Below are 22,066 nucleotides of genomic sequence, written 5' to 3'. Positions count from 1 at the left end.
GGTTCGTCAGGGCGCGCGGCGCCAGGTGTCGGCGAGGTCTCCCCACAGGTGGGCGGTGGTTTCGACGCCCTTCAGGAGGAGGTCGATCTCGACCTTCTCGTTCGGGGCGTGCCAGCCGTCGGAGGGGACGGAGATGCCCAGGAAGAGGACGGGTGCCCCGAGGACTTCCTGGAGGTCGGCGGCCGGTCCCGAGCCGCCCTCGCGGGTGAAGAGGACCAGTTTCTCGAAGGCGCGGCCCATGGCGCGGACGACGGACTGCAGAGCCGGGTGGTCCAGGGGTGTCAGGCACGGGCGCGTGGCCGCGCTGAACGTGATGTCCGGCCGGATTCCGTCGGGCACCTGCTGGGCCGCCCAGGCTCGGACGGCCTTCTCGATGTGGTCGGGGTCCTGGCCTGCGACCAGCCGGAAGGAGAGCTTCACCATGGCGGACGACGGGATGATCGTCTTGCTGCCGGGGCCCTGGTAGCCGCCGCCGATGCCGTTGACCTCGGCGGTGGGGCGGGCCCAGATGCGCTCCAGGGTGGTGTGTCCGGCCTCGCCGTGGGTGGCGTGCGACTTGGCGGTGCGCAGCCACTCCTTCTCGTCGAAGGGCAGCTCGGCGAAGAGCTCGCGCTCCTGGTCGGTGAGTTCGACGATGCCGTCGTAGAAGCCGGGGACGGCCACGCGTGCGTGCTCGTCGTGCAGTGCGGCGACGAGGCGGGCGGCGGCGGTCGCCGGGTTGGGCACGGCGCCGCCGAAGGAACCGGAGTGGATGTCCTGGTCGGGGCCCAGCAGCCGGATCTCGCACTCGGCGAGGCCGCGCATACCGGTGCACACCGTGGGGGTGTCCTCGGACCACATGCCGGTGTCGGAGACGATCACGGCGTCGGCGGCGAGCCGGTCGGCGTGCTCCTCGACGAGCGCCCGGAAGTGCGGGGAGCCGGACTCCTCCTCGCCCTCGACGAGCAGCTTCAGGTGCACGGCCGGGGCGGTGCGGCCGGTGGCGGCGAGGTGGGCGCGGACGCCGAGTGTGTGGAAGAACACCTGGCCCTTGTCATCGGCCGCCCCGCGCGCGTAGAGGCGGTTCCCGCGGACGACGGGCTCGAAGGGCTCGCTGTCCCAGCCGTCCTCGCGGGCGGCGGGCTGGACGTCGTGATGGCCGTAGACGAGGACCGTGGGTGCCTCGGGGTCGTCCGAGGGCCACTCGGCGAAGACGGCGGGGGCGCCCGGGGTCGGCCAGACCTCGACGGTGGGGAAGCCGGTCTCCCGGAGTGTGGCGGCGAGCCAGTCCGCGCTGCGCCGGACGTCGGGCGCGTGCTCGGGCTGCGCCGACACGGACGGGATGCGCAGCCACTCGGCGAGGTCGTCGAGGAAGGCTGCGCGGTGCTGCTCGATGTACGTGCGGACCGCGCTGACGGCACTGTCAACGGTGTGGCTCATGGTCATGAGCCTATCGGCCCGCACTGACATCCTCGGTGGGCGGTTCCTCACAGTTTGCTTGCGCGTCCGGCTCGTCCAGCAGCAGCCGCTCCAGCGCTGCCCGGTCCGGGAGGTTCTCAGGCCGTACGACCTCACCGCCGCGCACGTACAGGAACGCGGCCGTGACCGCCTCCAGGGGCACGCCCTGCAGCTCGGCCCAGGCCAGCCGGTAGATCGCGAGCTGGAGCGGGTCGGCGGTGCGGGTGCGGCTGGTCTTCCAGTCGAGGATCTCGTACGTCGTCCCGTCGCCGTCGCCCTGTTTGTAGACGGCGTCGATACGGCCCCGTACGACGCGGCCGGCGATCGCGAGCTGGAAGGGGGTCTCGACGCGGTAGGGCGTGCGCCGGGCGTACTCGGTGCGTTCGAAGGCTTCCTTGAGGGCTTCCAGGTCGCGTTCGTCGGCGATCTCGGCCTCGCTGCCGGGCAGTTCGTCCGGTTCCAGCATGGGCAGGGTCAGCTCTTCGTAGCGTGATTCCACCCAGGCGTGGAAGCGGGTGCCCCGACGTGCGGCGGGTTGCGGCGGGCGCGGCAGCGGGCGCGCGAGTTCCTGCGCGAGGGCGTCCGGGTCGGCGGCCAGGAGCATCAGCTGGGTGGCCGTGAGCGAGGCCGGCAGGGGTACGTCGGTGACTCCCCGGCGGGCGCGCAGGAGTTCGCCGGTGAGGGCGTCGAGGTCGCGGTCCCAGGAGGCGATGGCGCGGGCCTCCTCCGGGGTGAGGGGTGTCCCAGGCGGTTCCGTGGGGTGCGGGCGTGCGCCCCCTGGCGCACTGGAGTGTTCGGCGGCGTGCGGGGCCGTCGCCTGGTGGGGAACGGCCGGGCGGTCCGTGCTCCAGGCGTCCCAGTCGGCGAGGTCGTCCTCCGGGAGGGCGTCTTCGGCTTCGATCTCGGTCTCGGGGAGGGACTCCTCGTAGGGAGGCTCCACGAAGGGGGGCTCGTCGTAAGGAGGTTCGTCGTAAGGAGGTTCGTCGTCCTCCGGTGGTGGGGGCCAGTCCGGGTCGTCGTGGGCGTTCGGGTCGTGCGTGGCCGCGGGGTGGCCCTCGTCGTGGGAGGCGAGGTACTCCAAGTGGTTCATCACCAGCTTGGCGGCCTTGTGGCGGTGGGCCATCGCCGCGTCGTCCAGGGGCAGCGGCCAGGCCTGGTCGGCGGTGGCCGTGTGCAGGGCGGGGTTCTCCGCGCCCTCCTCGGGCTGGTCCGCCCAGGCCTCGATCTCGCCGTCTCCGGCCGCGCAGTGGTCGTACAGGGCCTGGAGGAAGTCTGAGGGGCCGCGGGGCTTCTTCTGGGTGGGGCCCCACCAGTGGCCGGAGCCGAGCAGCAGGGAGCGGGGGCGGGTGAAGGTGACGTAGCCGAGGCGGAGTTCCTCGGTGTGCTGGTGGTCCTTCATCGCCTCGTGGAAGGACCTCAGGCCCTTGGAGTCCCAGGAGGCCACGTCGGGCAGGGTGGCGGTGTCGCCGCGCAGCGCGTGCGGGAGGACCTTGCCCTGGGCGGTCCACTTCTCGCGGCCCTGGCCGCTGGGGAAGGTTCCGGTGACCAGGCCGGGGACGGCCACGACGTCCCACTCCAGGCCCTTGGACTTGTGCGCGGTGAGCACCTTGACGGTGTTCTCGCCGCCGGGCAGGGCGTTGTCGAGGCCCTTCTCGTACTGGGCGGCGGTCCGCAGGAAGCCGAGGAAGGCGAGCAGGCTCGCCTCGCCGTCGCCCGCGGCGAAGGAGGCGGCAACGTCCAGGAAGTTCGACAGGGTCTCGCGGCGGCGGGCGGCCAGGGCGTGCGGGGACGCCGCCAGTTCGACCTCCAGGCCGGTGACAGCGAGGACGCGGTGCAGGACGTCCATCAAGGGGTCGGACAGGGAGCGGCGCAGGTCGCGCAGTTCGGTGGCGAGGTGGGCGAAGCGCACGCGCGCGTCCGGTGAGAAGGGCAGCCCGTCGTCGTCCCCGGTGCGGTCGGCGCCGTACAGGGGTGTCTCCAGGAACGTGTCGAGGGCGTCGGCGAGCGATATCACCTCGGAGGGGTCGACCCCCTCGACGGCCTCGGCGAGTCGGCGGTCCGGGTCGTCGTCGGCCCCCACGCGCGTGTGGGACACGAGGAACCGGGCGCGCCGGCCCAGGAGGGCGAGGTCGCGCGGGCCGATGCGCCAGCGCGGGCCGGTCAGCAGCCGGACCAGGGAGGCGTTGGCGCCGGGGTCCTGGAGGACTTCGCAGACGGCGACGAGGTCGGCGACCTCGGGCAGGTGCAGCAGCCCGGAGAGGCCGACCACCTCGACCGGGATGTCGCGGGCGACGAGGGCGCCCTGGATCTCGGCGAAGTCGGTGGCCGTACGGCACAGGACGGCGATCTCGCCGGGTGCCTTCCCGGTCCGTACGAGGTGGGCGATGGAGTCGGCGAGCCAGTCGATCTCCTCGGTGTGGGTGGGCAGCAGCGCGCAGCGGACCATGCCCTCGCGCTCGGCGCCGGGGGCCGGGCGGAGGGCCTCCACGCCCGCGTGCATGGCGCGCAGGGGTTCCGCGAGGTTGTTGGCGAGGTCGAGGAGGCGGCCGCCGCTGCGGCGGTTCTCACTGAGCGACTGGCGGGCGGCGAGGCGGCCGTCGGCGTGCGCGAAGTGCTCCGGGAAGTCGTCGAGGTTGGCGACGGACGCGCCGCGCCAGCCGTAGATCGCCTGGCAGGGGTCGCCGACGGCGGTCACCGGGTGGCCCGTACCGGCGCCGAACAGGCCTGCCAGGAGGATGCGTTGGGCGACCGAGGTGTCCTGGTACTCGTCGAGCAGCACCACCCGGAACTCGTCGCGCAGGATGTCGCCGACCTCGGGGCGGGTGCGGGCCAGGGTCGCGGAGAGGGCGATCTGGTCGCCGAAGTCGAGCAGGTCGCGCTCGCGCTTGGCGGTCCGGTAGCGGCTCACCAGCTCGGTGAGTTCACGCCGTGCGGCGGCCGCCTCGGGGACCTTGCGCAGCTCGGCGTTGCTGAGTTTGCGGCCCTCCAGTGCGCGCAGCAGCTCGGCGTCGTAGGCGCGCAACTCCTCGGGGCGTACGAGGTGTTCGGACAGCTCGCCGTCGAGCGTGAGGAGGTCGCTGACGAGGTCGGGGAAGGAGCGGGTGAGCGCAGGGTAGAGCCCCGGGGCCTCGCGCAGCACGCGCGCGGCGAGCTGGAAGCGGGTGGCGTCGGCGAGCAGTCGGGCCGTCGGTTCGAGTCCGATGCGCAGGCCGTGGTCGGTCAGGAGGCGGCCCGCGAAGGCGTGGTAGGTCGAGATCACGGGCTCGCCCGGGGGGTTGTCCGGGTCAATGACGTCGGGGTCGGTGACGCCCGCCTTGATCAGCGCCCTGCGGACGCGCTCGGCGAGTTCACCGGCGGCCTTGTTGGTGAAGGTCAGGCCGAGGACCTGCTCGGGGGCGACCTGGCCGGTGCCGACCAGCCACACCACGCGGGCCGCCATCACCGTCGTCTTGCCCGACCCGGCTCCGGCCACGATCACCTGCGGGGCGGGCGGCGCGATGATGCAGGCCGTCTGCTCCGGGGTGAAGGGGATGCCGAGGAGCTCCTTGAGCTGCTCGGGATCGGTGATACGGGCGGGCATGTCGGAGAGGCTAGCGGCGGCCACTGACAGTCGAGGACCAATCGCCCTCAGGTGCAGAAGAAGCGCAGGTCAGCACATGTGGTGCGATACGTCACGCGAGTTACTCGACGACGTGTCGTCCCTCGGGCCGTGCGCTGCACGACGCCCGGAACGCGCAGTGCGCGCAGTGCTGCCCGGCCGTAGGCGTGAACCGTTCGTCGAGGACCTTGCCCGCGGCCGTGGCCAGCAGTTCACCGGCCCACTCCCCCTCCAGGGGCTCCTGGGCCTGCACCTTGGGCAGGGTCTCGCCGCCGTCCCGTTGCGCGGCGCCCTGGCGCAGCTGGACGAGTTCGGCGCCGCCCGGTTCGGGGCGCACTCCGTCGAAGGCCTCGTCGACGGCGCCTTCCTGGACGGCGAGTTGATAGACGGCGAGTTGGGGGTGGCGCTCCACCTCGCGGGCGGTGGGCGTCTGCTTGCCGGTCTTGAAGTCGACGACGTAGGCGCGTCCTTCGCCGTCCGCCTCGACGCGGTCCATGGAACCGCGGATGCGCACTTCGTAGTCGCCCGCTTCGAGGGTGACGTCGAAGTCGTGCTCGCTGGCGACCGGCGTACGGCCGGTGCGGACGCCGTTGGAGTCGACGTGCCACTTCAGGAAGCGTTCGAGCGCCACGCGCGCGTTGTCCTTCTCCTGTGCCGACTTCCAGGGCGCGTCGAAGGCGAGCGCGTTCCACACGGTGTCGAGGCGTTCCATGAGGGCGTCGAGGTCGGCGGGGGTGCGTCCGGAGGCGACCTCGTCGGCGAGGACGTGCACCACGTTCCCGAAGCCCTGGGCGGCGGTCGCGGGCGCGTCGGCCTTCACCTCGCGGCCCAGGAACCATTGCAGGGCACAGGTGTTGGCGAGCTGGTCGAGGGCGCTTCCGGAGAGCACGACAGGCTGGTCGCGGTCACGCAGCGGCACCTTGCTCTCGGTCGGGTCGTACATGCCCCACCAGCGGTACGGATGCGCGGACGGGACCAGCGCGCGGCCCTCCTCGTCGGTAAGCGCGGCCAGCCGGGCCAGCCGGCGCGCGGCGGCCTCCCTGAGGGTCTCGGACACGCGCGGGTCGACGGTCGTAGCGCGCAGCTCGGCGACCAGGGCGGCGACCGACAGCGGGCGGCGCGGGCGGCCGGTGACGTCCTTGGGCTCGACGCCGAGTTCGGTGAGGAAGCGGGACGGCTGGTCGCCGTCGTCAGCGGGTGCCTTCACGGCGGTGACGACGAGGCGTTCACGCGCGCGTGTGGCAGCGACGTAGAACAGGCGGCGTTCCTCGGCGAGCAGGGCCCCCGGGGTGAGCGGTTCGGCGAGTCCGTCGCGGCCGATGCGGTCGGCCTCCAGGAGGGAGCCGCGCCGGCGCAGGTCCGGCCACAGGCCCTCCTGGACGCCGGCCACGACGACCAGGTTCCACTCCAGGCCCTTGGAGCGGTGTGCGGTCATCAGGCGTACGGCGTCGGGGCGTACGGCACGCCGTGTGAGCGTGTCGGCGGCGATGTCCTCGGCGTCGATCTCCTCCAGGAAGTTGAGGGCGCCCCGGCCTCCTGTGCGCTCCTCCGCGCGGGCCGCGGTCGCGAACAGCGCGCAGACGGCGTCCAGGTCGCGGTCCGCGTTGCGCCCTGCCGCGCCACCGCGCAGTGTCGCCCGCTCCAGGCGCCCGGGCCACGGTGTGCCCTGCCAGAGGTCCCACAGCGCCTCCTCGGCCGTACCGCCGCCCGCCAGGCGCTCCCGTGCCTTGCGCAGCAGCGCGCCCAGGCGCTGGGCTCCCCGCGCGTACGTCGGGTCGTGCGCGACCAGCCGCTCCGGCTCGGCGAGCGCCCGCGTGAGCAGCTCGTCCGAGGGCGGCGGCACGGGGTTGCCACCGGCCCGCTCCTCCTCGCGCAGCGCCCGGCCCAGACGGCGCAGGTCGGCGGCGTCCATGGCGGCGAGGGGGGAGACGAGCAGGGTGAGCGCGGTTTCGGTGTCGAGCCAGGAGGGCGCAACGGGCTCTTCGGGATCCGCTTCCGGCGTGGCCTGTTCGTGCTCGTCCTCGGCTTCCGCCGCGGTCCGTTCGTCGTCGGCGTCTTCTACGTCGTCGGCCTCCCCTACGGCTCGTACGGCTTCGGTGTCGTCCTCGGGCCGCACTGATGCTTCCGCCGCCGCCACCGCCCGCAGGGCCGTCAGCAGCGGTGCCACCGCCGGTTCGTGGCGCAGGGGCAGGTCGTCGCCGTCGATGTCCAGGGGGACGCCGGCCGCCGTGAGGGCGCGGCGGATCGTGGGGATCGTCCGGGAGCCGGCGCGCACCAGGACGGCCATGTCCTTCCAGGGGACGCCGTCCTCCAGGTGTGCCCTGCGGAGGATGTCGGCGATGTTGTCCAGCTCCGTGCCGGGGGTCGGGTACGTGTAGACCTCGACGCGGCCGCCGTCCCGTACCGGGGACAACTCGCGGTGGGCGCGCACCTTCTGCGCAGGGAGCCTGGTCAGGGGCATGCGCTGGGTGAGCAGGCGGGTGGCGGTCAGCAGGGCGGCGCCTGAGCGGCGGGAGGTCCGGAGCACCTCTACGGGGGCCGGACTGCCGTCCGCGCGCGGGAAGGCGCTCGGGAAGTCCAGGATGCCGTTCACGTCGGCGCCCCGGAACGTGTAGATCGACTGGTCGGGGTCGCCGAAGGCGACGAGGTTGCGGCCGCCCCCTGCCAGGGCGTGCAGCAGCCGTACCTGCGCCGGGTCGGTGTCCTGGTACTCGTCCACGAACACGGCGTCGTACTGCGCGGCAAGCCGCTCGGCGACCTCGGGGCGCTGGGCGAGGAGCACCGCGCGGTGGACGAGTTCCGCGTAGTCGAGCACTCCTTGGAGGTCGAGTACGTCGAGGTACTCGGCGAGGAAGGCGGCGGCGGCACGCCAGTCGGGGCGGCCGATGCGGCGGGCGAAGGCGTCCAGGGAGCCGGGGCCCAGGCCCAGTTCGCGGCTGCGGGCGAGGACCGCGCGGACCTCGTCGGCGAAGCCGCGGGTGGTGAGGCAGGCCCGCAGTTCGTCGGGCCAGCGCACGTGGGCGAGGCCGAGCCGCTCCAGGTCGGGCTGGCCGGCGAGCAGTTCGCGTACGGCGACGTCCTGTTCCGGGCCAGACAGCAGACGTAGCGGCTCGACGAACAGGTCGCTGTCCTGGTGGGCGCGGACCAGGGCGTAGCAGAACGAGTGGAAGGTGGTCGCGCGGGGCGCGCGGGCGGCGCCGATGCGCAGCGCCATGCGGTCGCGGAGCTCGACGGCCGCCTTGCGGCTGAACGTCAGCACGAGGATCCGCGCGGGGTCACCTCCCCGGGCGATCCGTGCGGCGACGGACTCCACGAGGGTGGTCGTCTTGCCGGTGCCGGGACCTGCGAGGACGAGCAGCGGACCGGCCTCGTGGTCAACCACGGAGTGCTGTGGCGCGTCCAGACGAGGGGGAGCCGGCCGGGTCGGCGGGGTACGCACCAGTCGGTAAGCGCCACGGCTCCCCTGTCGCACCTGGGGGTGCGACAGGCGCCTGGTGGAGGAAGAGGAGCTCACGTGGTTCGCCGGTCCTGGTGGGTGTGCTGGTTGCCTGACCACCGCGCGTGGAGGGCGGTGACCGCGAGGTGAGGGGGACAGGTGCAGCCGACGCTACGCCGACGGGTCACCGGGAAGCAGGACTTCCGCGCGTTCCCTCACGGCTCGCGCGCCCCTCGCGTCCCTCGCCCCTCGAACGTACGGCATGCCACGGACGTGCCGGGTTTCCCCCGTACGGGCCACAGGTCGCCCCGGGGCGCGTCCGATGGCGGAAGCTGTCAGGTGTGACCGTCCGCGCGCTCGCCGCCGTCCCATCGCGCCCGTTTCATGTCGACGCGCGGCAGGTGCCCCTCGGCGGATCTGCTCGCCTCCTTCAGAGGAGTGCCCTCCCCGCGGTAGTTGTCGAGCGCCCGCAGCTCGTGGCCCGGGAGCAACACGCCGTCCGCGCGGACGACCCGCCACCACGGAACGGCTCCCCCGTAGAGGGCCATCACACGGCCGACCTGGCGCGGGCCGCCCTCCTCCAGCCATTCGGCGACGTCTCCGTACGTCATGACGCGCCCGGGCGGAATCCGTTCGGCCACGTCGAGGACGCGCTCCGCGTACTCGGGCAGCGCGTCGCCGTGCTCGGGGCCGGCGTCGTCCGGAAGGCTCTCCTCGCTCATCCGCCCCATCCTGCCGCACCCCACCGACAATGCGACGCGCTGGCGACTCTGTGTATCCCTCGCCCCGGAGCGGCGCGTGGGGCAGACTGTGCGCCCCCGCATTTGCACCCTGATGCCCCCGTGTGTCGGTGGGGCATGCCACCATCGTGCGGGCGGTGACCGGTGATACGAGATCAAGAAGAGACGATGAAGCAGCAGGGTGTGCACCCCGAAGACGCGGAGGGCACCTCTGACGCTGCGTCGCGCCCGGACACCGCCGACGCCCACGAGCAGGACCCCCCGGAGGGGCCCGCCGAGACGCCCGCGCCCGCGCCTGGCCCCGTGCCCGGTCTCGACGACTGCGGCGACGAACCGCACGTCGAAGAGGTCGAGGGCGACGAACCACTGCTCCCCGCGCGCGTGCACCGCCCCTCCGATCTCATGCGCCTCCTGGTGGGCTTTCTCGCGATCGTCGTACTGCTCGCGATCGCCGCGTTCGCGCACGGCACGACCTCGGGGCTCGAACAGGACATCAACAAGGGCACCGGGCAGGCGCCCGACCTGCTGATCAAGATCGCGGGGCTGGCGTCCAGCATCGCCATCCTGCTGGTGCCGGTCGCCTTCGCGATCGAGCGGCTGATCAAGCGGGACGGGCTGCGCATCGCCGACGGCGTGCTCGCGGCGGTCCTCGCACACGGAGTGACACTCGCCACAGACCTGTGGGTCGCCAAGGCCGCCCCGGGCTCCATCCAAGAAGCGCTCACTCAGCCCTCCCCCGGCGACATCCACGCCCTCACCGACCCGGTGCACGGCTACCTGGCGCCCGTCATCGCCTACATGACGGCCGTAGGCATGTCCCGGAGGCCGCGCTGGCGCTCCGTGCTGTGGATCGTGCTGCTGCTCGACGCCTTCTCGATGCTGGTCACCGGGTACACGACGCCGTTCTCGATCATCCTGACGGTGCTCATCGGCTGGACCGTGGCCTACGGGACGCTGTACGCGGTGGGCTCGCCGAACGTCCGCCCCACCGGACGGACGCTGATGGCGGGCCTGCGGACGGTCGGTTTCCACCCTGTGGGCGCGGCCCGCGAGGAGGTCGTCGACACGGAGAACGGCGACCGCGGCCGGCGCTACTTCGTGACCCTGGAGGACGGTCCGCCGCTGGACGTCACCGTGGTCGACCGGGAACAGCAGGCCCAGGGCTTCTTCTACCGGGCGTGGCGGAATCTGACGCTGCGCGGCTTCGCGACCCGCAGCAGCCTCCAGTCGCTGCGCCAGGCGCTGGAGCAGGAGGCCCTGCTGGCGTACGCGGCGATCGCGGCCGGGGCCAACGCCCCGAAGCTGATCGCGACCTCGGAGCTCGGCCCCGACGCCGTGATGCTCGTCTACGAGCACACCGGTGGGCGCACGCTCGACTCGCTCGCGGACGAGGAGATCACCGACGATCTGCTGCGCCTGGCCTGGCATCAGGTGCAGGCACTGCAGTCGCGGCGCATCGCCCACCGCAGGCTCGCCGGTGACGCGATTCTGGTGGATCGTTCCGGCACGGTGATCCTCACGGACCTGCGCGGCGGTGAGATCGCGGCCGGTGAGCTGCTGCTGCGCATGGACGTCGCCCAGTTGGTGACGACGATCGGTCTGCGGGTGGGCGCCGAGCGCGCGGTGGCCTCGGCGGTCGGTGTCCTCGGGCCCGACGCCGTGGCCGACTGTCTGCCGATGCTCCAGCCGATCGCGTTGTCGCGCTCCACGCGCGCGACGCTGCGACGCCTGTCCCGGGAACGCGCTCAGCGGGAGCGCGACGCGATCCTGGAGGCGTCCCGGCAGACCAGGCTGGCCCGCGCGGAGGAGGCCTCGGAGGGCTCCACGCCCGTACTCGAAAAGCCGGACAAGAAGGCCGTGCGCGCGGAGCAGCGGGCCGAGAAGCGGGCCATCGACGAGGCGTTGGACGAGGCGCGCGAGGAGGATCTGCTCACCCAGATCCGTCATCAGGTGCTGCTGATCAGACCGCAGGCGCACGTCGAACCGGCCCGTCTGGAGCGGGTGCGGCCGCGCACGCTGATCAGTTTCATCGCGGGTGCGATCGGCGCGTACTTCCTGCTGACTCAGCTCACGCACATCGAGTTCGGTCCGCTCGTCGCCAACGCCCAGTGGGGCTGGGTGGCCGCAGCCGTGCTGTTCTCGGCGCTGAGCTACTTCGCGGCGGCGATGGCCCTCCTGGGGTTCGTGCCGGAGCGCGTGCCGTTCCTGCGGGCCGTGGCCGCGCAGGTCGCCGGGTCGTTCGTGAAGATCGTCGCCCCGGCCGCGGTCGGCGGTGTCGCCCTGAACACGCGCTTCCTGCAGCGTGCCGGGGTGCGCCCAGGGCTCGCGGTGGCGAGTGTCGGCGCCTCGCAGCTGTTCGGTCTTGGCTGCCACATCCTGATGCTGCTGTCGTTCGGCTATCTGACCGGCACCGAGAAGACGCCGTCCCTGTCGCCGTCCCGGACGGTCATCGCCGGTCTGCTGACGGTGGCGGTGCTCGTGCTCGTGGTGACCTCGGTGCCGTTCCTGCGGAAGTTCCTCGTCACGCGCGTGCGGTCGCTTTTCGCGGGTGTCATCCCGCGCATGCTCGACGTGCTGCAGCGGCCGCAGAAGCTGGTCACCGGCATCGGCGGCATGCTGCTGCTGACCGCCTGCTTCGTGATGTGCCTGGACGCGTCGATCCGCGCGTTCGGCGACCAGTCGACGTCGCTCAGCCTGGCCAGCGTCGCGGTCGTCTTCCTCGCGGGCAACGCGCTCGGTTCTGCGGCCCCGACCCCGGGCGGTGTGGGCGCGGTCGAGGCGAGCCTGACGCTCGGTCTGATCGCCGTGGGCCTCCCCAAGGAGGTCGCCGCTCCGGCGGTGCTGCTGTACCGGCTGCTGACGCTGTGGATCCCGGTACTGCCGGGGTGGCTGTTCTTCAACCACCTGTCCCGCAAGGGCTCTTTGTAGAGCACGCACGCGTACGGACGTGGTGCACGCACGCGTGCGTACCTCGTACGGCCCGCGCCCCGAGCGCACCGCCGCATGCGACCTCAGGATGGGATCATGCCGAACCCCTCCCGGCTGCGTGCCGCTGCCCTGACCGCCACCGTCGTCCTGCTGTCCGCCACGCTGGCGGGCTGCGGCGGCGACTCCAAGGACGAGGATCCGACGGCCCAGAAGCTGAGCTGGAAGGACTGCCCGGCCCCGTCCGAGGCCGAGGGCGGCGGCGCCGCGCCGTCGCCGCTGCCGAACGGCACCAAGTGGCAGTGCGCCACCATGAAGGCGCCGCTCGACTGGAGCAAGCCCAAGGGCGACACGATCGGACTCGCCCTGGTCCGGGCGAAGGCGAGTGGCGCCGCGAGCAAGCGGATCGGCTCGCTCGTCTTCAACTTCGGCGGCCCCGGCGGCTCGGGCGTCACCACACTGCCCGCGTTCGGCGAGGACTACGCGACCCTGCGCACGCGCTACGACCTGGTGAGCTTCGACCCGCGCGGGGTGGGCCGCAGCGCCGGCGTCGAGTGCGAGAGCGACTCCCAGCTCGACCAGTACTTCCAGCAGGACGCGACCCCGGACACCACGGCCGAGCGCACCAAGCTCCTGGCCAACACCAAGCAGTTCAACGCGGCCTGCGAGAAGCACTCCAAGAAGATGCTCCCCCAGGTGCGCACCACCGACGCGGCCCGCGACATGGACCTGATGCGCCAGGTCCTCGGCGACGACAAGCTGCACTACTTCGGCATCTCCTACGGCACCGAACTCGGCGGCGTCTACGCCCACTTGTTCCCCCAGCACGTGGGGCGCGCCGTCTTCGACGCGGTCGTCGACCCCACCCAGAACTCCGAACAGGGCTCCCTGGGACAGGCCAAGGGCTTCCAGCTCGCGCTCGACAACTTCGCCGACGACTGCACGTCGAAGACCACGGACTGCCCGGTCGGTGACACCGCGCAGGACGTCAAGGACCGCATCGCCAAGCTGCTCAAGGACCTCGACAGCAAGCCGATCCCGGGCATCTTCCCCCGTCAGTTGACCCAGACCGCCGCCACGAACGGCATCGCTCAGGCGCTGTACTCGAAGGACTTCTGGGAGTACCTCACCGAGGGCCTCGAACAGGCATACAGCGGCGACGGCAAGGTCCTCATGGCGTTGTCCGACTCCATGAACGGGCGCAGCGAGAACGGCGAGTACAGCAACATCACCGCGGCGAACATCGCCATCAACTGCGCCGACGACAGGCCGAGATACACCGCCGCCCACGTGGAGCAGAAGCTGCCCGCGTTCCGGGCCGCCTCTCCCCTCTTCGGCGACTTCCTCGCCTGGGGCATGGTCAGCTGCACCGACTGGGCCGTGCCGGGCGCCGCCGACCATCCCGATGTGAGCGCGGCCGGGTCGGCGCCGATCCTCGTCGTAGGCAACACCGGTGACCCGGCCACGCCGTACGAGGGCGCGCGGAAGATGGTGGACGCGCTGGGCAAGGGCGTCGCGGTCGAGCTGACGTACAAGGGCCAGGGGCACGGGGCGTACGACAGCAAGAACAAGTGTGTGCAGAGCGCGGTGAACGGCTATCTGCTGAACGGGAAAGTCCCGGCGGCCGGCACCGTCTGCTCCTGAACCCGTCTCCCGAAATCCGGGCAAACGCGCAGGTCAAAAGGTTATCCACAGGCCGTCACGGGCTCGGCTCGCGCCGCCTACTATGGCCTGACCGCCATCCGCTGCGTGACGCGGACGGCCTGCGAGGGGGGAAATGTACATGGCGCGATTCGTACGGTGGACGGCCCTGATGGCCGCCGCCGCACTGCTGACGGCCGGCTGTAGCAGCGGCTCGTCCGACGACGGCAAGGACGGCGCGGGCGCGGGGGACGCCAAGCCGTCCGCAGCCGACTCGTCCTCTTCCACTACGGCCGCGCTACCCGCGTCGCTGACCGGCCAGAAGCTCGACTGGGGGCGCTGCAAGGCCACCGCCGACTCGGCCGCGCCGAGCAGCGACTGGCAGTGCGCGACGCTCAAGGTGCCCTTGGACTGGGCGAAGCCGGACGGCTCCACGATCGGGCTCGCGCTGATCCGCTCCAAGTCGACGGGCGGCGACCGCATCGGCTCGCTGCTGTTCAACTTCGGCGGCCCCGGCGGCTCGGGGGTGGACTACATGCCGGCGTACGCCACCACGGTGTCCGCGCTGCACGAGCGTTACGACCTGGTGAGCTGGGACCCGCGCGGGGTCGGCGCCAGCGAGGGCGTCCGCTGCCGCGGCGACAAGGCGATCCAGGCCTCCGAGGACATCGACGCCACGCCGGACACACCGGCCGAGGAGAAGGCGTACTTCCAGGACGCCACCGACTTCGGCAAGGGCTGCGAGAAGGCCGCCGGGAAGCTGATGGCGCATGTGTCGACGACCGACACGGCCCGCGACATGGACCTGATGCGCCAGGTGCTGGGTGACACGAAGATGCACTACTTCGGCATCTCGTACGGCACCGAACTCGGCGGTGTCTACGCCCACTTGTTCCCCAAGAACGTGGGGCGGCTGATCCTGGACGCGGTCGTCGACCCGAGCGCCGACTCGGTGGGCCACGCGCTGAACCAGACCCGGGGTTTCCAGCGCGCGCTGGACGACTACCTCAAGTCGACGGACCAGGACCCGGCTCAGGGCTCGAAGAAGATCGCGGCCCTGCTGAAGCGGATGGACGCCAAGCCGCTGGTGACCTCGACCGGGCGGGAGCTGACCGAGACGCTCGCGCTGACCGGCATCGTCCTCCCGCTCTACAGCAAGGAGAGCTGGCCCACGCTGACGAGCGCCCTGAACTCCGCGGAGGAGGGCGACGGTTCGGAGCTGCTGGCGCTCGCCGACGGCTACAACGATCGTGACAGCGCGGGGCACTACGGCACGACGACCCATTCCCAACGGGTCATATCGTGCTTGGACGACAAGCAGCGGCCGACGCCGGAGCAGACGCAGAAGCTGCTGCCCGAGTTCGAGAAGATCTCCCCCGTGTTCGGCGACTTCCTGGGCTGGGACACCGCCGGGTGGTGTCACGACTGGCCGGTGGCCGGGCAGTACGACACCCCGGAGGTCAGCGCGCCCGGTGCGGCGCCGATCCTGGTGGTCGGCAACACCGGGGACCCGGCGACGCCGTACGAGGGTGCCCGCAAGATGGTCGACGAGCTGGGCAAGGGCGTCGGTGTGGAGCTCACCTGGAAGGGCGAGGGACACGGGGCGTACGGGAGTGGGAGCGACTGTGTCGACTCGACGGTGGACGCGTATCTGCTGAAGGGGACGGTGCCCAAGGACGGGAAGGTCTGCGCCTCGTAGCCGGGGCGGTCGGGGCGACAGGGACAACGGGGGCAGCGGAAAGGGGCCCGGCACCGGTGGTGCCGAGCCCCTCCCGGGAGAGCGTGGGTCTAGTAGACGGGCTTGTCGGGCTCGATCTGGTTGACCCAGCCGATCACGCCGCCGCCGACGTGGACCGCGTCCGCGAAGCCGGCCGACTTGAGGACGGCGAGGACCTCCGCGCTGCGGACACCCGTCTTGCAGTGCAGGACGATCTTCTTGTCCTGCGGGAGCGTCTCCAGGGCGGTGCCCATGAGGAACTCGTTCTTGGGGATCAGCTTGGCGCCGGGGATCGAGACGATCTCGTACTCGTTGATCTCGCGGACGTCGATGATCTCGATGTTCTCGCCGTCGTCGATCCACTCCTTGAGCTGCTTGGGAGTGATCGTCGAGCCGGCGGCCGCCTGCTGGGCCTCCTCGGAGACGACGCCGCAGAAGGCCTCGTAGTCGATGAGCTCGGTGACGGTCGCGTTCGGGCCGCAGACCGCGCAGTTCGGGTCCTTGCGGACCTTGACCTGGCGGTACTGCATCTCCAGGGCGTCGTAGATCATCAGGCGGCCGACGAGCGGGTCGCCGATGCCGGTGAGGACCTTGATCGCCTCGGTGACCTGGATGGAGCCGATGGACGCGCACAGCACGCCCAGGACGCCGCCCTCGGCGCAGGAGGGGACCATGCCGGGGGGCGGGGGCTCCGGGTAGAGGCAGCGGTAGCACGGGCCGTACTCGGACCAGAAGACGGAGGCCTGGCCGTCGAAGCGGTAGATCGAACCCCACACGTACGGCTTGTTCAGCAGCACGGCGGCGTCGTTGACCAGGTAGCGGGTCGCGAAGTTGTCCGTGCCGTCGACGATCAGGTCGTACTGGCTGAAGATGTCCATCACGTTCTCGGCCTCAAGCCGCTCTTCGTGGAGGATCACGTTCACGTACGGGTTGATGCCCAGCACGGAGTCGCGCGCCGACTGGGCCTTGGAGCGGCCGATGTCGGCCTGGCTGTGGATGATCTGGCGCTGCAGGTTCGACTCGTCGACCTCGTCGAACTCCACGATGCCGAGCGTACCCACGCCCGCCGCGGCCAGGTACATCAGCGCCGGCGAGCCCAGACCGCCGGCGCCCACACAGAGCACCTTGGCGTTCTTCAGCCGCTTCTGCCCGTCCATGCCCACATCGGGGATGATCAGGTGGCGGGAGTACCTGCGGACCTCGTCTACGGTGAGCTCGGCAGCCGGCTCGACCAGGGGTGGCAGCGACACGGGGACTCCGTTGGTCGGTCAATCACTACAGTTGTTCTCCCTGTAACACTGCCATGCCCTTCTTCATTCCGAGACACCCGTTCCGATCCGCGAGACGATCTCGTCCCAGTAGCCGGGCATGGTCTCCCAGGGGTCGGTGCGGCCGCCGTGATCGGTGCGGTCGGTGAAGTAGATGGTCGAGGCGCCCTGCCAGCGGGCGATGCGCAGCGCCTCGTCGAGATGGCCGCGCGGGACGCCGTGCACGAAGTGGCAGAACCGCTCGGGCGGGTGGTCGGCGGTCCACTCGGCGACCTGCGACCAGCGGTAGTCGCTCCACGGGCCGGAGAAGGTCACCAACTGGTCGGCGCACTCGGTGTACCCGGGGTACGGGTGGGTGCCGTGCCCCAGGACTATGTGGGCGCCGTCCCGGAGTTCGCGAAGTGCGGTGACCGTGCGGTGGATCTCGGGGAGCTGGGCGCGTTCGGCAGGACAGCGGTCCAGGAGGAAGCCGTCGACCTGATACCAGTCGCGGTAGCGGTGCGCCTCGGAGACCAGGTCGCCGAAGGTGCGGGCGCCGTGGGCGGCGTCCAGGTGGCCGAGGACCCGGACGCCGGTGTTGCGGAGCCGCCCGGCCGCCTCCAGGCAGTGCGGGTCGGGGCGGGCCCCCGGGCCGGAGGAGACGTTGAGGACGACCCAGTCCAAGGGGGTGCCGGGCCGGGTGAGTTCGCTCCATTCGGTCGGCGCGACCAAGGGGTGCGCGTAGCCGGGGATGCCGAAGCCGGTGCGGACACCGGTGCTCGCCGTGCCCGGGGTCGTGCTGGTCAGATGCGGCATGCCGCCTCCATCCAGATGTCGGCGAGGGACTCTTCGAGGTTGATCCGGGGCCGCCAGCCGAGCCGGTCGCGCGCAGTGCGCACATCGGCCTGCTGCCAGCTCCCGCAGCCGTCCGGGTACGGGTACGCGGCCGGAGCGGCGTGGTCGGGGTCGGTGCGGGGGTGGCCGATGGCCGCCCTCAACGGGCCGGGCGGGCCGTCGAGTTCGTGCAGGGCGCCGCCGTATCCGGCCACGCGGGCGAGGACGGCGGCGGCGTCGCGCAGCCGGACCGCGCGGCCCGAGCCGATGTTGATGACGCCCTGCGCGGCGGAGAGCGAGGCGGCGTGGACCGCGCGGGCCACGTCCCGTACGTCGACGAAGTCGCGTTGCGCGCCCAGGCCGCCGAGCTTGAGTTCGCCGTCGCCGGACTGCATGGCCCGGCGCATGGCCTCGGCGAGCCGGCCGAGCGGGGAACCGGCGGGAGTGCCGGGTCCGGCGGGCGAGAAGACGCGCAGCACCACGGCGTCGAGGCCGGAGCCCAGGACCAGTTCGGTGGCGGCGAGTTTGCTGACGCCGTACGGGCCGCCGGGGCGGGGTACGGCGTCCTCGGCCGTGGAGGAACCGGGCTGGCTGGGGCCGTACTCCGCGCCGCAGCCGATCTGCACGAGCCGGGCTCCGCAGCCGCTGCGGCGCAGGGCCTCGCAGACGGTGGCGACGGCGACGGTGTTGTGCCGGGTGAGCTCGCGGGCGCCGCCCCGGGTGGCCCCGGCGCAGTTGATGACGACTCCGGGGTGGACGGCGTCCAGGAAGCGGGTGAGCGCGCCGGGGCTGCCGGTCGCGAGGTCGAAGCGGACGTCGGCGTCATCGCCGCGGCCGAGCGCGGTGAGCTGGACGGCCGGGTCGGCGAGCAGGCGGTCGGCGACGAAGCGGCCGAGGTAGCCGTTGGCTCCGATCAGCAGGACCCTCATCGGACGGCTCCCGGGGCCGACTCTCCGGATCGGGAGGTGATCATCTGGTGTTCTCCTTCACAGGGTGATGCGGTTGCCTCCGGCGGTGGGGCCGGGCGCCTGCGGCTGGGTGACGCGTCTGGTTGGTGCGGGTCATCGGCGGCGTCACCGCGGCTCGTTCGCCGGCGCGTGCGCGGAGGCTCTGGTCAGCGTGCGGGTGGTGTGGAACAGGAGGGCCAGGGCGGCTGCTCCGCAGGCCAGGGCGGGGATGCCGCCCTGGCCCCAGGACTCCAGGACGGTTTCGACGGCGGCGGCCAGGAAGCCGCAGCCGGGGAGGCGGCCGATGAGGTCCAGGGCCAGGACCGTCGCCTCCGCCGCGGCCGCCGCGCCGAGCGCGAAGGTCGGGGCGCGGGTGAAGCCGTGGACGGTGAGGAGGCGGGCGAGCAGCAACAGGGCGCCCAGGGTGATGGCCTGGGCGTACGCGGCGGGCTCGCCCAGGGCCGCGCCGCAGAGGGCGAGGAGAGTGGTCAGGGCGCACAGGAACAGGGCGAACGTGCCGAGCAGCAGCGGTCGTACGGAGTCGGCGAAGTCCTCAAGTCCGCGACTGGTCGCGAGTTTTCGCCGGGCGCGCACGGCGAAGTGGTGGGCGCACCAGGCGGCGGGGGCGCAGGCCAGGGTGAGGGCCAGGACCGGTGCGGTGGCCGTGGACCAGGCTCCGCCCGGGATGCCGGTCGGCAGGCCGTCGGGTCCGCCGTCGTCCGCGGCGCGGAGCAGTCCGTCGCCGAGGAGGGCGTAGGCCAACAGCCAGTACGTCCACAGGCGCGTGCCCGGGGGCGTGCGCCACGCGTGCGTGCCGGGCGGGTTGCTCAACGGGCCGCGGCCGAGGGCCACGCGTACACCGAGCGCCACGGCGAGAACACCGCCGACGGCCACCGCCAGCCGCAGCCGACCGTCCGTGAGCCGCACACCGGTCACGGCCGCAGCGCAGAGGACTCCGGGCAGGAGGGCGAGTACGGCCCAGCCGGCGCGGGGCGCTTGTTCGGTCACGGCATCGGAGGGCGGGGCCGCCGCGTCGTCGCGGGGCACACGTGCGTACATCTCCTCGGCGAGCGAGAACACGTCCCGGTGCCGGAAGCGGGCGGCGGTCCGATCGGTGACGCCATGTGCCTCCAGCCCTGCGGCGATCTCCAGCGGGTCGACGGCCCGTTCGCACAGCTCGCGGTGCCGGTGCATCAACGCCTTGACCGGGTCGGCGGCGCCACGGCGGGTGGGGGCGGGCTTGCGGTCGGTCGCCCGGGAGGCCCGTTCGGGCGCCGTACGGGGGTGCGACTGCTCGGCGTCGCCTGCGGGGCGGGCGGCGCGTGGAGCGGGGGCGGCGGTGATCGGGGCGGTGTCGTAGGTGTCCGGGCCGGCGACCGGCACGGCTTCGTCACGGTCTACGGCGACACGGACGTCACCGGTGTCCCGGCCGACGGCCGACGGATCGCCCGGCGCTTCTCCCTGCGCTTCTCCTTCCGCCTCCGACTCCCCGCTCTCCCCGAGCCACTCCTCCGATCGCGCATCCCACGCCCCCGCGCCGCCAGGTGTCCCGGGGCGGTCGAGTTCGCCGAGGCCGCTCATCGGGCTGCCTCCGTGGCCGGCAAGGGAGGTGTGGCGCGTACCGGTGCTCCGGTCGCCCACGTGGGGCCGCCGCGGGCCACGACGCGGGCCATCGGGCCGGTCCAGCGGCCGGGGACGTGGGACTCGGCGGGGGCCGCGAAGGGGAGGGGGTCGCCCGACTCGTTCAGGACGACGCGGCGTACCGGGGAGTGCGAGACGATCTCCAGGTAAATGCCGTGAAATGCCGCGATGTTCTGCTCGACGGTGAACAGTTCGAGCGCTCGGGCGCGCGCGGCGGCGCCCAGGCGCTCCCGGCGCTCCGGGTCGCGCAACAGGCTCACGCACGCCTCCGCGAGCGCCCGCGGATTGCGCGGGGGCACGACGAGCCCCGTACCGCCGATGACCTCGACCACCGCGCCGACGTCCGTGGACACGGTCGCCCGGCCGCAGAACATGGCCTCGACCAGGCTGAGCGGGAAGCCCTCGACGACGCTGGAGAGGACGATCACCGTGCCGGCCGCGTACGCCTCGGCGAGCGTGGGGGCTTCCGGGCCGCCGATCTCCTCGAAGGACACCGGGTTGTCGCCGACCGCGTGCACGCCCTCGGCCTCGTCGGGGAAGAGCTGTGCGGCCAGCGCCCGGCAGTGGCCCAGGTAGGCCTCCCCCTCGGCGCCGGACGGCGCGCCGACGATCCGCAGGCGCGCCTTGGGCTCGTCCTTGCGGATCTCCGCGAAGGCGTGGAGCAGGGAGATCAGGTCCTTCGCGGGTTCGACACGGCCGACCCACACCAGCGTGTCCGGGTCCGCGCCGTCGGGCGCCTCGCCGACCTCCGCGAAGCGGGTCGCCTCCATGCCGGGGTGGACCGTGCGGAGCTTCGTACGGTCGGCGCCGCAGCGTTCCTGCCAGCGGCGGGTGTGGCTGTTGCCGGGGGTGATCAGCGTGGCCCGCCGGTAGATCTCGGCGGCCAGCCTGCCGTGGAAGGCGGCGAGCAGGGCCCGTACGGCGGGCGGCGCGTCGGCGGAGGCCAGGTAGTGCGTCCGCAGTTGTACGCCGTACTCGGTCACCAGCAGCGGTACGCCTGCGAAGTGCCGGGCCAGCAGTCCGGGCAGGGCCGCGGTGCCGCCGGCCGTCGCGTGGCAGAGGTCCACGGAGCCGAGGGCGTCGTCCTCGTACCAGTCGAGCGAGAGGGGGCGCAGGGCGCGTTCCAACTGCGCGGCGACGGTGAGGAGTTCGGGCACGCGCGCCTCGCGTGCCGTACGGAGTGCGCCGGGCGCACGACAGGCGCGTTCCAACGCGCGCACAGCGCTCTCGGAGCGCAGCGCGGCCACGAGTCCGCCCTCGTCGCGGGCGAGTTCCGCGAGCCCGTACAGCGCGTTGGCGAAACGGTCCGCCACATCGGCGGAGGGCTCTCCCTGTTCGCCGGGCACCCCGCCCGCCGCCTCCGGGGCCCGGCCGTCCCCCTCGCACAGCACGGCCGCCAGCTCGTCGTAGCACTCGGCGAACCGCCGGCGCGCACGGCGCCCAAGAGTCACCCCGTCGTCCTCGGCGGTCCACAGCGGCGCGGTACGCACCCGGCTGACCTGGGGCGGCAGTTCGAGCCAGCCCTCGTCCTCCTGGCGCTGGCTGCGGCTGAGCGCGTAGATGTCGAACTCGTGCTGCCCGAGCCCGCGTACGAGCCGGTCGCACCAGAGTCTGGCGTCACCGCTCACATACGGATAGCCACCCTCCGTAAGCAATCCTATGCGCACGGGCACACCCCCGATCTCCCATATGGGGAGCCGCCGTTGACCCGGCGGCTCGCAGCGGGACGAACGTATGCGGACAAGGCGGTGGCGCGACGGACGGTTGTCCATCGCGCCACCAAAAGGGGTGAACGGGCGTAACTTTCCCGTGCGGATCGCGTTCCGTCGCGCTAAGAGATCAATCGCGTACGGAACGTCAGACCGCTGTCGTGCCGTCGCTACGGCGCCGTAGCGACGAGGCC

General features: G+C 72.3%; 12 protein-coding genes. 3 read left to right on the top strand and 9 right to left on the bottom strand.

The genetic code is table 11. The features are described from left to right. Positions 1-6: 6 nt before the first annotated feature. The 4 genes from OG496_RS36670 to OG496_RS36655 all read right to left on the bottom strand — a co-directional run bounded on the left by OG496_RS36670 (position 7) and on the right by OG496_RS36655 (position 9,193). Positions 7-1,425, bottom strand: a complete 1,419-nt coding sequence (locus tag OG496_RS36670; protein WP_405973936.1) for a dipeptidase — start codon at positions 1,423-1,425, stop codon at positions 7-9. 4 nt (positions 1,426-1,429) lie between these two features. Continuing rightward, positions 1,430-5,017 carry an ATP-dependent DNA helicase gene (locus OG496_RS36665; protein ID WP_405973935.1) on the bottom strand — a complete coding sequence of 1,196 codons (3,588 nt, stop codon included), beginning with the start codon at positions 5,015-5,017 and terminating at the stop codon, positions 1,430-1,432. A gap of 100 nt (positions 5,018-5,117) precedes the next feature. Next, positions 5,118-8,549, bottom strand: a complete 3,432-nt coding sequence (locus tag OG496_RS36660; protein ID WP_405973934.1) for an ATP-dependent helicase — start codon at positions 8,547-8,549, stop codon at positions 5,118-5,120. 257 nt (positions 8,550-8,806) lie between these two features. After that, complete coding sequence (locus tag OG496_RS36655) at positions 8,807-9,193, bottom strand: MGMT family protein (protein ID WP_405973933.1); 387 nt, start codon at positions 9,191-9,193, stop codon at positions 8,807-8,809. A 186-nt stretch (positions 9,194-9,379) separates the two neighbouring features. Between OG496_RS36655 and OG496_RS36650 the strand changes: the two genes are divergently transcribed. The 3 genes from OG496_RS36650 to OG496_RS36640 all read left to right on the top strand — a co-directional run bounded on the left by OG496_RS36650 (position 9,380) and on the right by OG496_RS36640 (position 15,476). After that, complete coding sequence (locus OG496_RS36650; RefSeq protein ID WP_399387096.1) at positions 9,380-12,139, top strand: lysylphosphatidylglycerol synthase domain-containing protein; 2,760 nt, start codon at positions 9,380-9,382, stop codon at positions 12,137-12,139. 96 nt (positions 12,140-12,235) lie between these two features. Next, positions 12,236-13,780, top strand: coding sequence for an alpha/beta hydrolase (locus OG496_RS36645; protein ID WP_405973932.1), 1,545 nt, complete (start codon positions 12,236-12,238; stop codon positions 13,778-13,780). Positions 13,781-13,919: 139 nt separating this feature from the next. Continuing rightward, the gene (locus OG496_RS36640) at positions 13,920-15,476 is read left to right on the top strand and encodes an alpha/beta hydrolase (RefSeq protein ID WP_366489727.1); all 1,557 of its coding nucleotides are present in this window, start codon (positions 13,920-13,922) and stop codon (positions 15,474-15,476) included. Positions 15,477-15,565: 89 nt separating this feature from the next. Here the strand turns inward: OG496_RS36640 and moeZ are convergent, their stop codons facing one another. From moeZ to OG496_RS36615, 5 genes are all read right to left on the bottom strand, one after another. Next, positions 15,566-16,744 carry an adenylyltransferase/sulfurtransferase MoeZ gene (gene moeZ / locus OG496_RS36635; protein ID WP_405973931.1) on the bottom strand — a complete coding sequence of 393 codons (1,179 nt, stop codon included), beginning with the start codon at positions 16,742-16,744 and terminating at the stop codon, positions 15,566-15,568. A gap of 63 nt (positions 16,745-16,807) precedes the next feature. Further along, the gene (locus OG496_RS36630) at positions 16,808-17,557 is read right to left on the bottom strand and encodes a spherulation-specific family 4 protein (protein WP_405973930.1); all 750 of its coding nucleotides are present in this window, start codon (positions 17,555-17,557) and stop codon (positions 16,808-16,810) included. Further along, entirely contained in the window at positions 17,545-18,504 is a 960-nt protein-coding gene (locus OG496_RS36625; protein WP_019058355.1) for an NAD(P)-dependent oxidoreductase, read from the bottom strand. The genes OG496_RS36630 and OG496_RS36625 overlap by 13 nt, the downstream gene beginning before the upstream one ends. Positions 18,505-18,648: 144 nt before the next feature. Continuing rightward, a complete protein-coding gene (locus tag OG496_RS36620; protein ID WP_405973929.1) occupies positions 18,649-20,103 on the bottom strand; it encodes a hypothetical protein in 1,455 nt (484 codons plus the stop codon). After that, complete coding sequence (locus OG496_RS36615; protein ID WP_405973928.1) at positions 20,100-21,830, bottom strand: DUF3492 domain-containing protein; 1,731 nt, start codon at positions 21,828-21,830, stop codon at positions 20,100-20,102. Before OG496_RS36615 ends, OG496_RS36620 begins: the two co-directional genes overlap by 4 nt. Positions 21,831-22,066: the final 236 nt, after the last annotated feature.

It is taken from the genome of Streptomyces sp. NBC_00988 (assembly GCF_045162645.1).
In the GTDB taxonomy this organism is placed as follows: Bacteria; Actinomycetota; Actinomycetes; order Streptomycetales; family Streptomycetaceae; genus Streptomyces.
The sequence above is the reverse complement of the archived record's forward strand: the minus strand, read 5'-3'. Positions and strand labels throughout refer to the sequence as shown.

Excerpts from the sequence above, each read along its gene's own strand:
- OG496_RS36670 (WP_405973936.1), bottom strand. The coding sequence starts at position 1,425 with ATGACCATGAGCCACACCGTTGACAGTGCCGTCAGCGCGGTCCGCACG.
- OG496_RS36665 (WP_405973935.1), bottom strand. The coding sequence starts at position 5,017 with ATGCCCGCCCGTATCACCGATCCCGAGCAGCTCAAGGAGCTCCTCGGC.
- OG496_RS36655 (WP_405973933.1), bottom strand. The coding sequence starts at position 9,193 with ATGAGCGAGGAGAGCCTTCCGGACGACGCCGGCCCCGAGCACGGCGAC.
- OG496_RS36650 (WP_399387096.1), top strand. The coding sequence starts at position 9,380 with ATGAAGCAGCAGGGTGTGCACCCCGAAGACGCGGAGGGCACCTCTGAC.
- OG496_RS36645 (WP_405973932.1), top strand. The coding sequence starts at position 12,236 with ATGCCGAACCCCTCCCGGCTGCGTGCCGCTGCCCTGACCGCCACCGTC.
- OG496_RS36640 (WP_366489727.1), top strand. The coding sequence starts at position 13,920 with ATGGCGCGATTCGTACGGTGGACGGCCCTGATGGCCGCCGCCGCACTG.
- OG496_RS36630 (WP_405973930.1), bottom strand. The coding sequence starts at position 17,557 with ATGCCGCATCTGACCAGCACGACCCCGGGCACGGCGAGCACCGGTGTC.
- OG496_RS36625 (WP_019058355.1), bottom strand. The coding sequence starts at position 18,504 with ATGAGGGTCCTGCTGATCGGAGCCAACGGCTACCTCGGCCGCTTCGTC.
- OG496_RS36620 (WP_405973929.1), bottom strand. The coding sequence starts at position 20,103 with ATGAGCGGCCTCGGCGAACTCGACCGCCCCGGGACACCTGGCGGCGCG.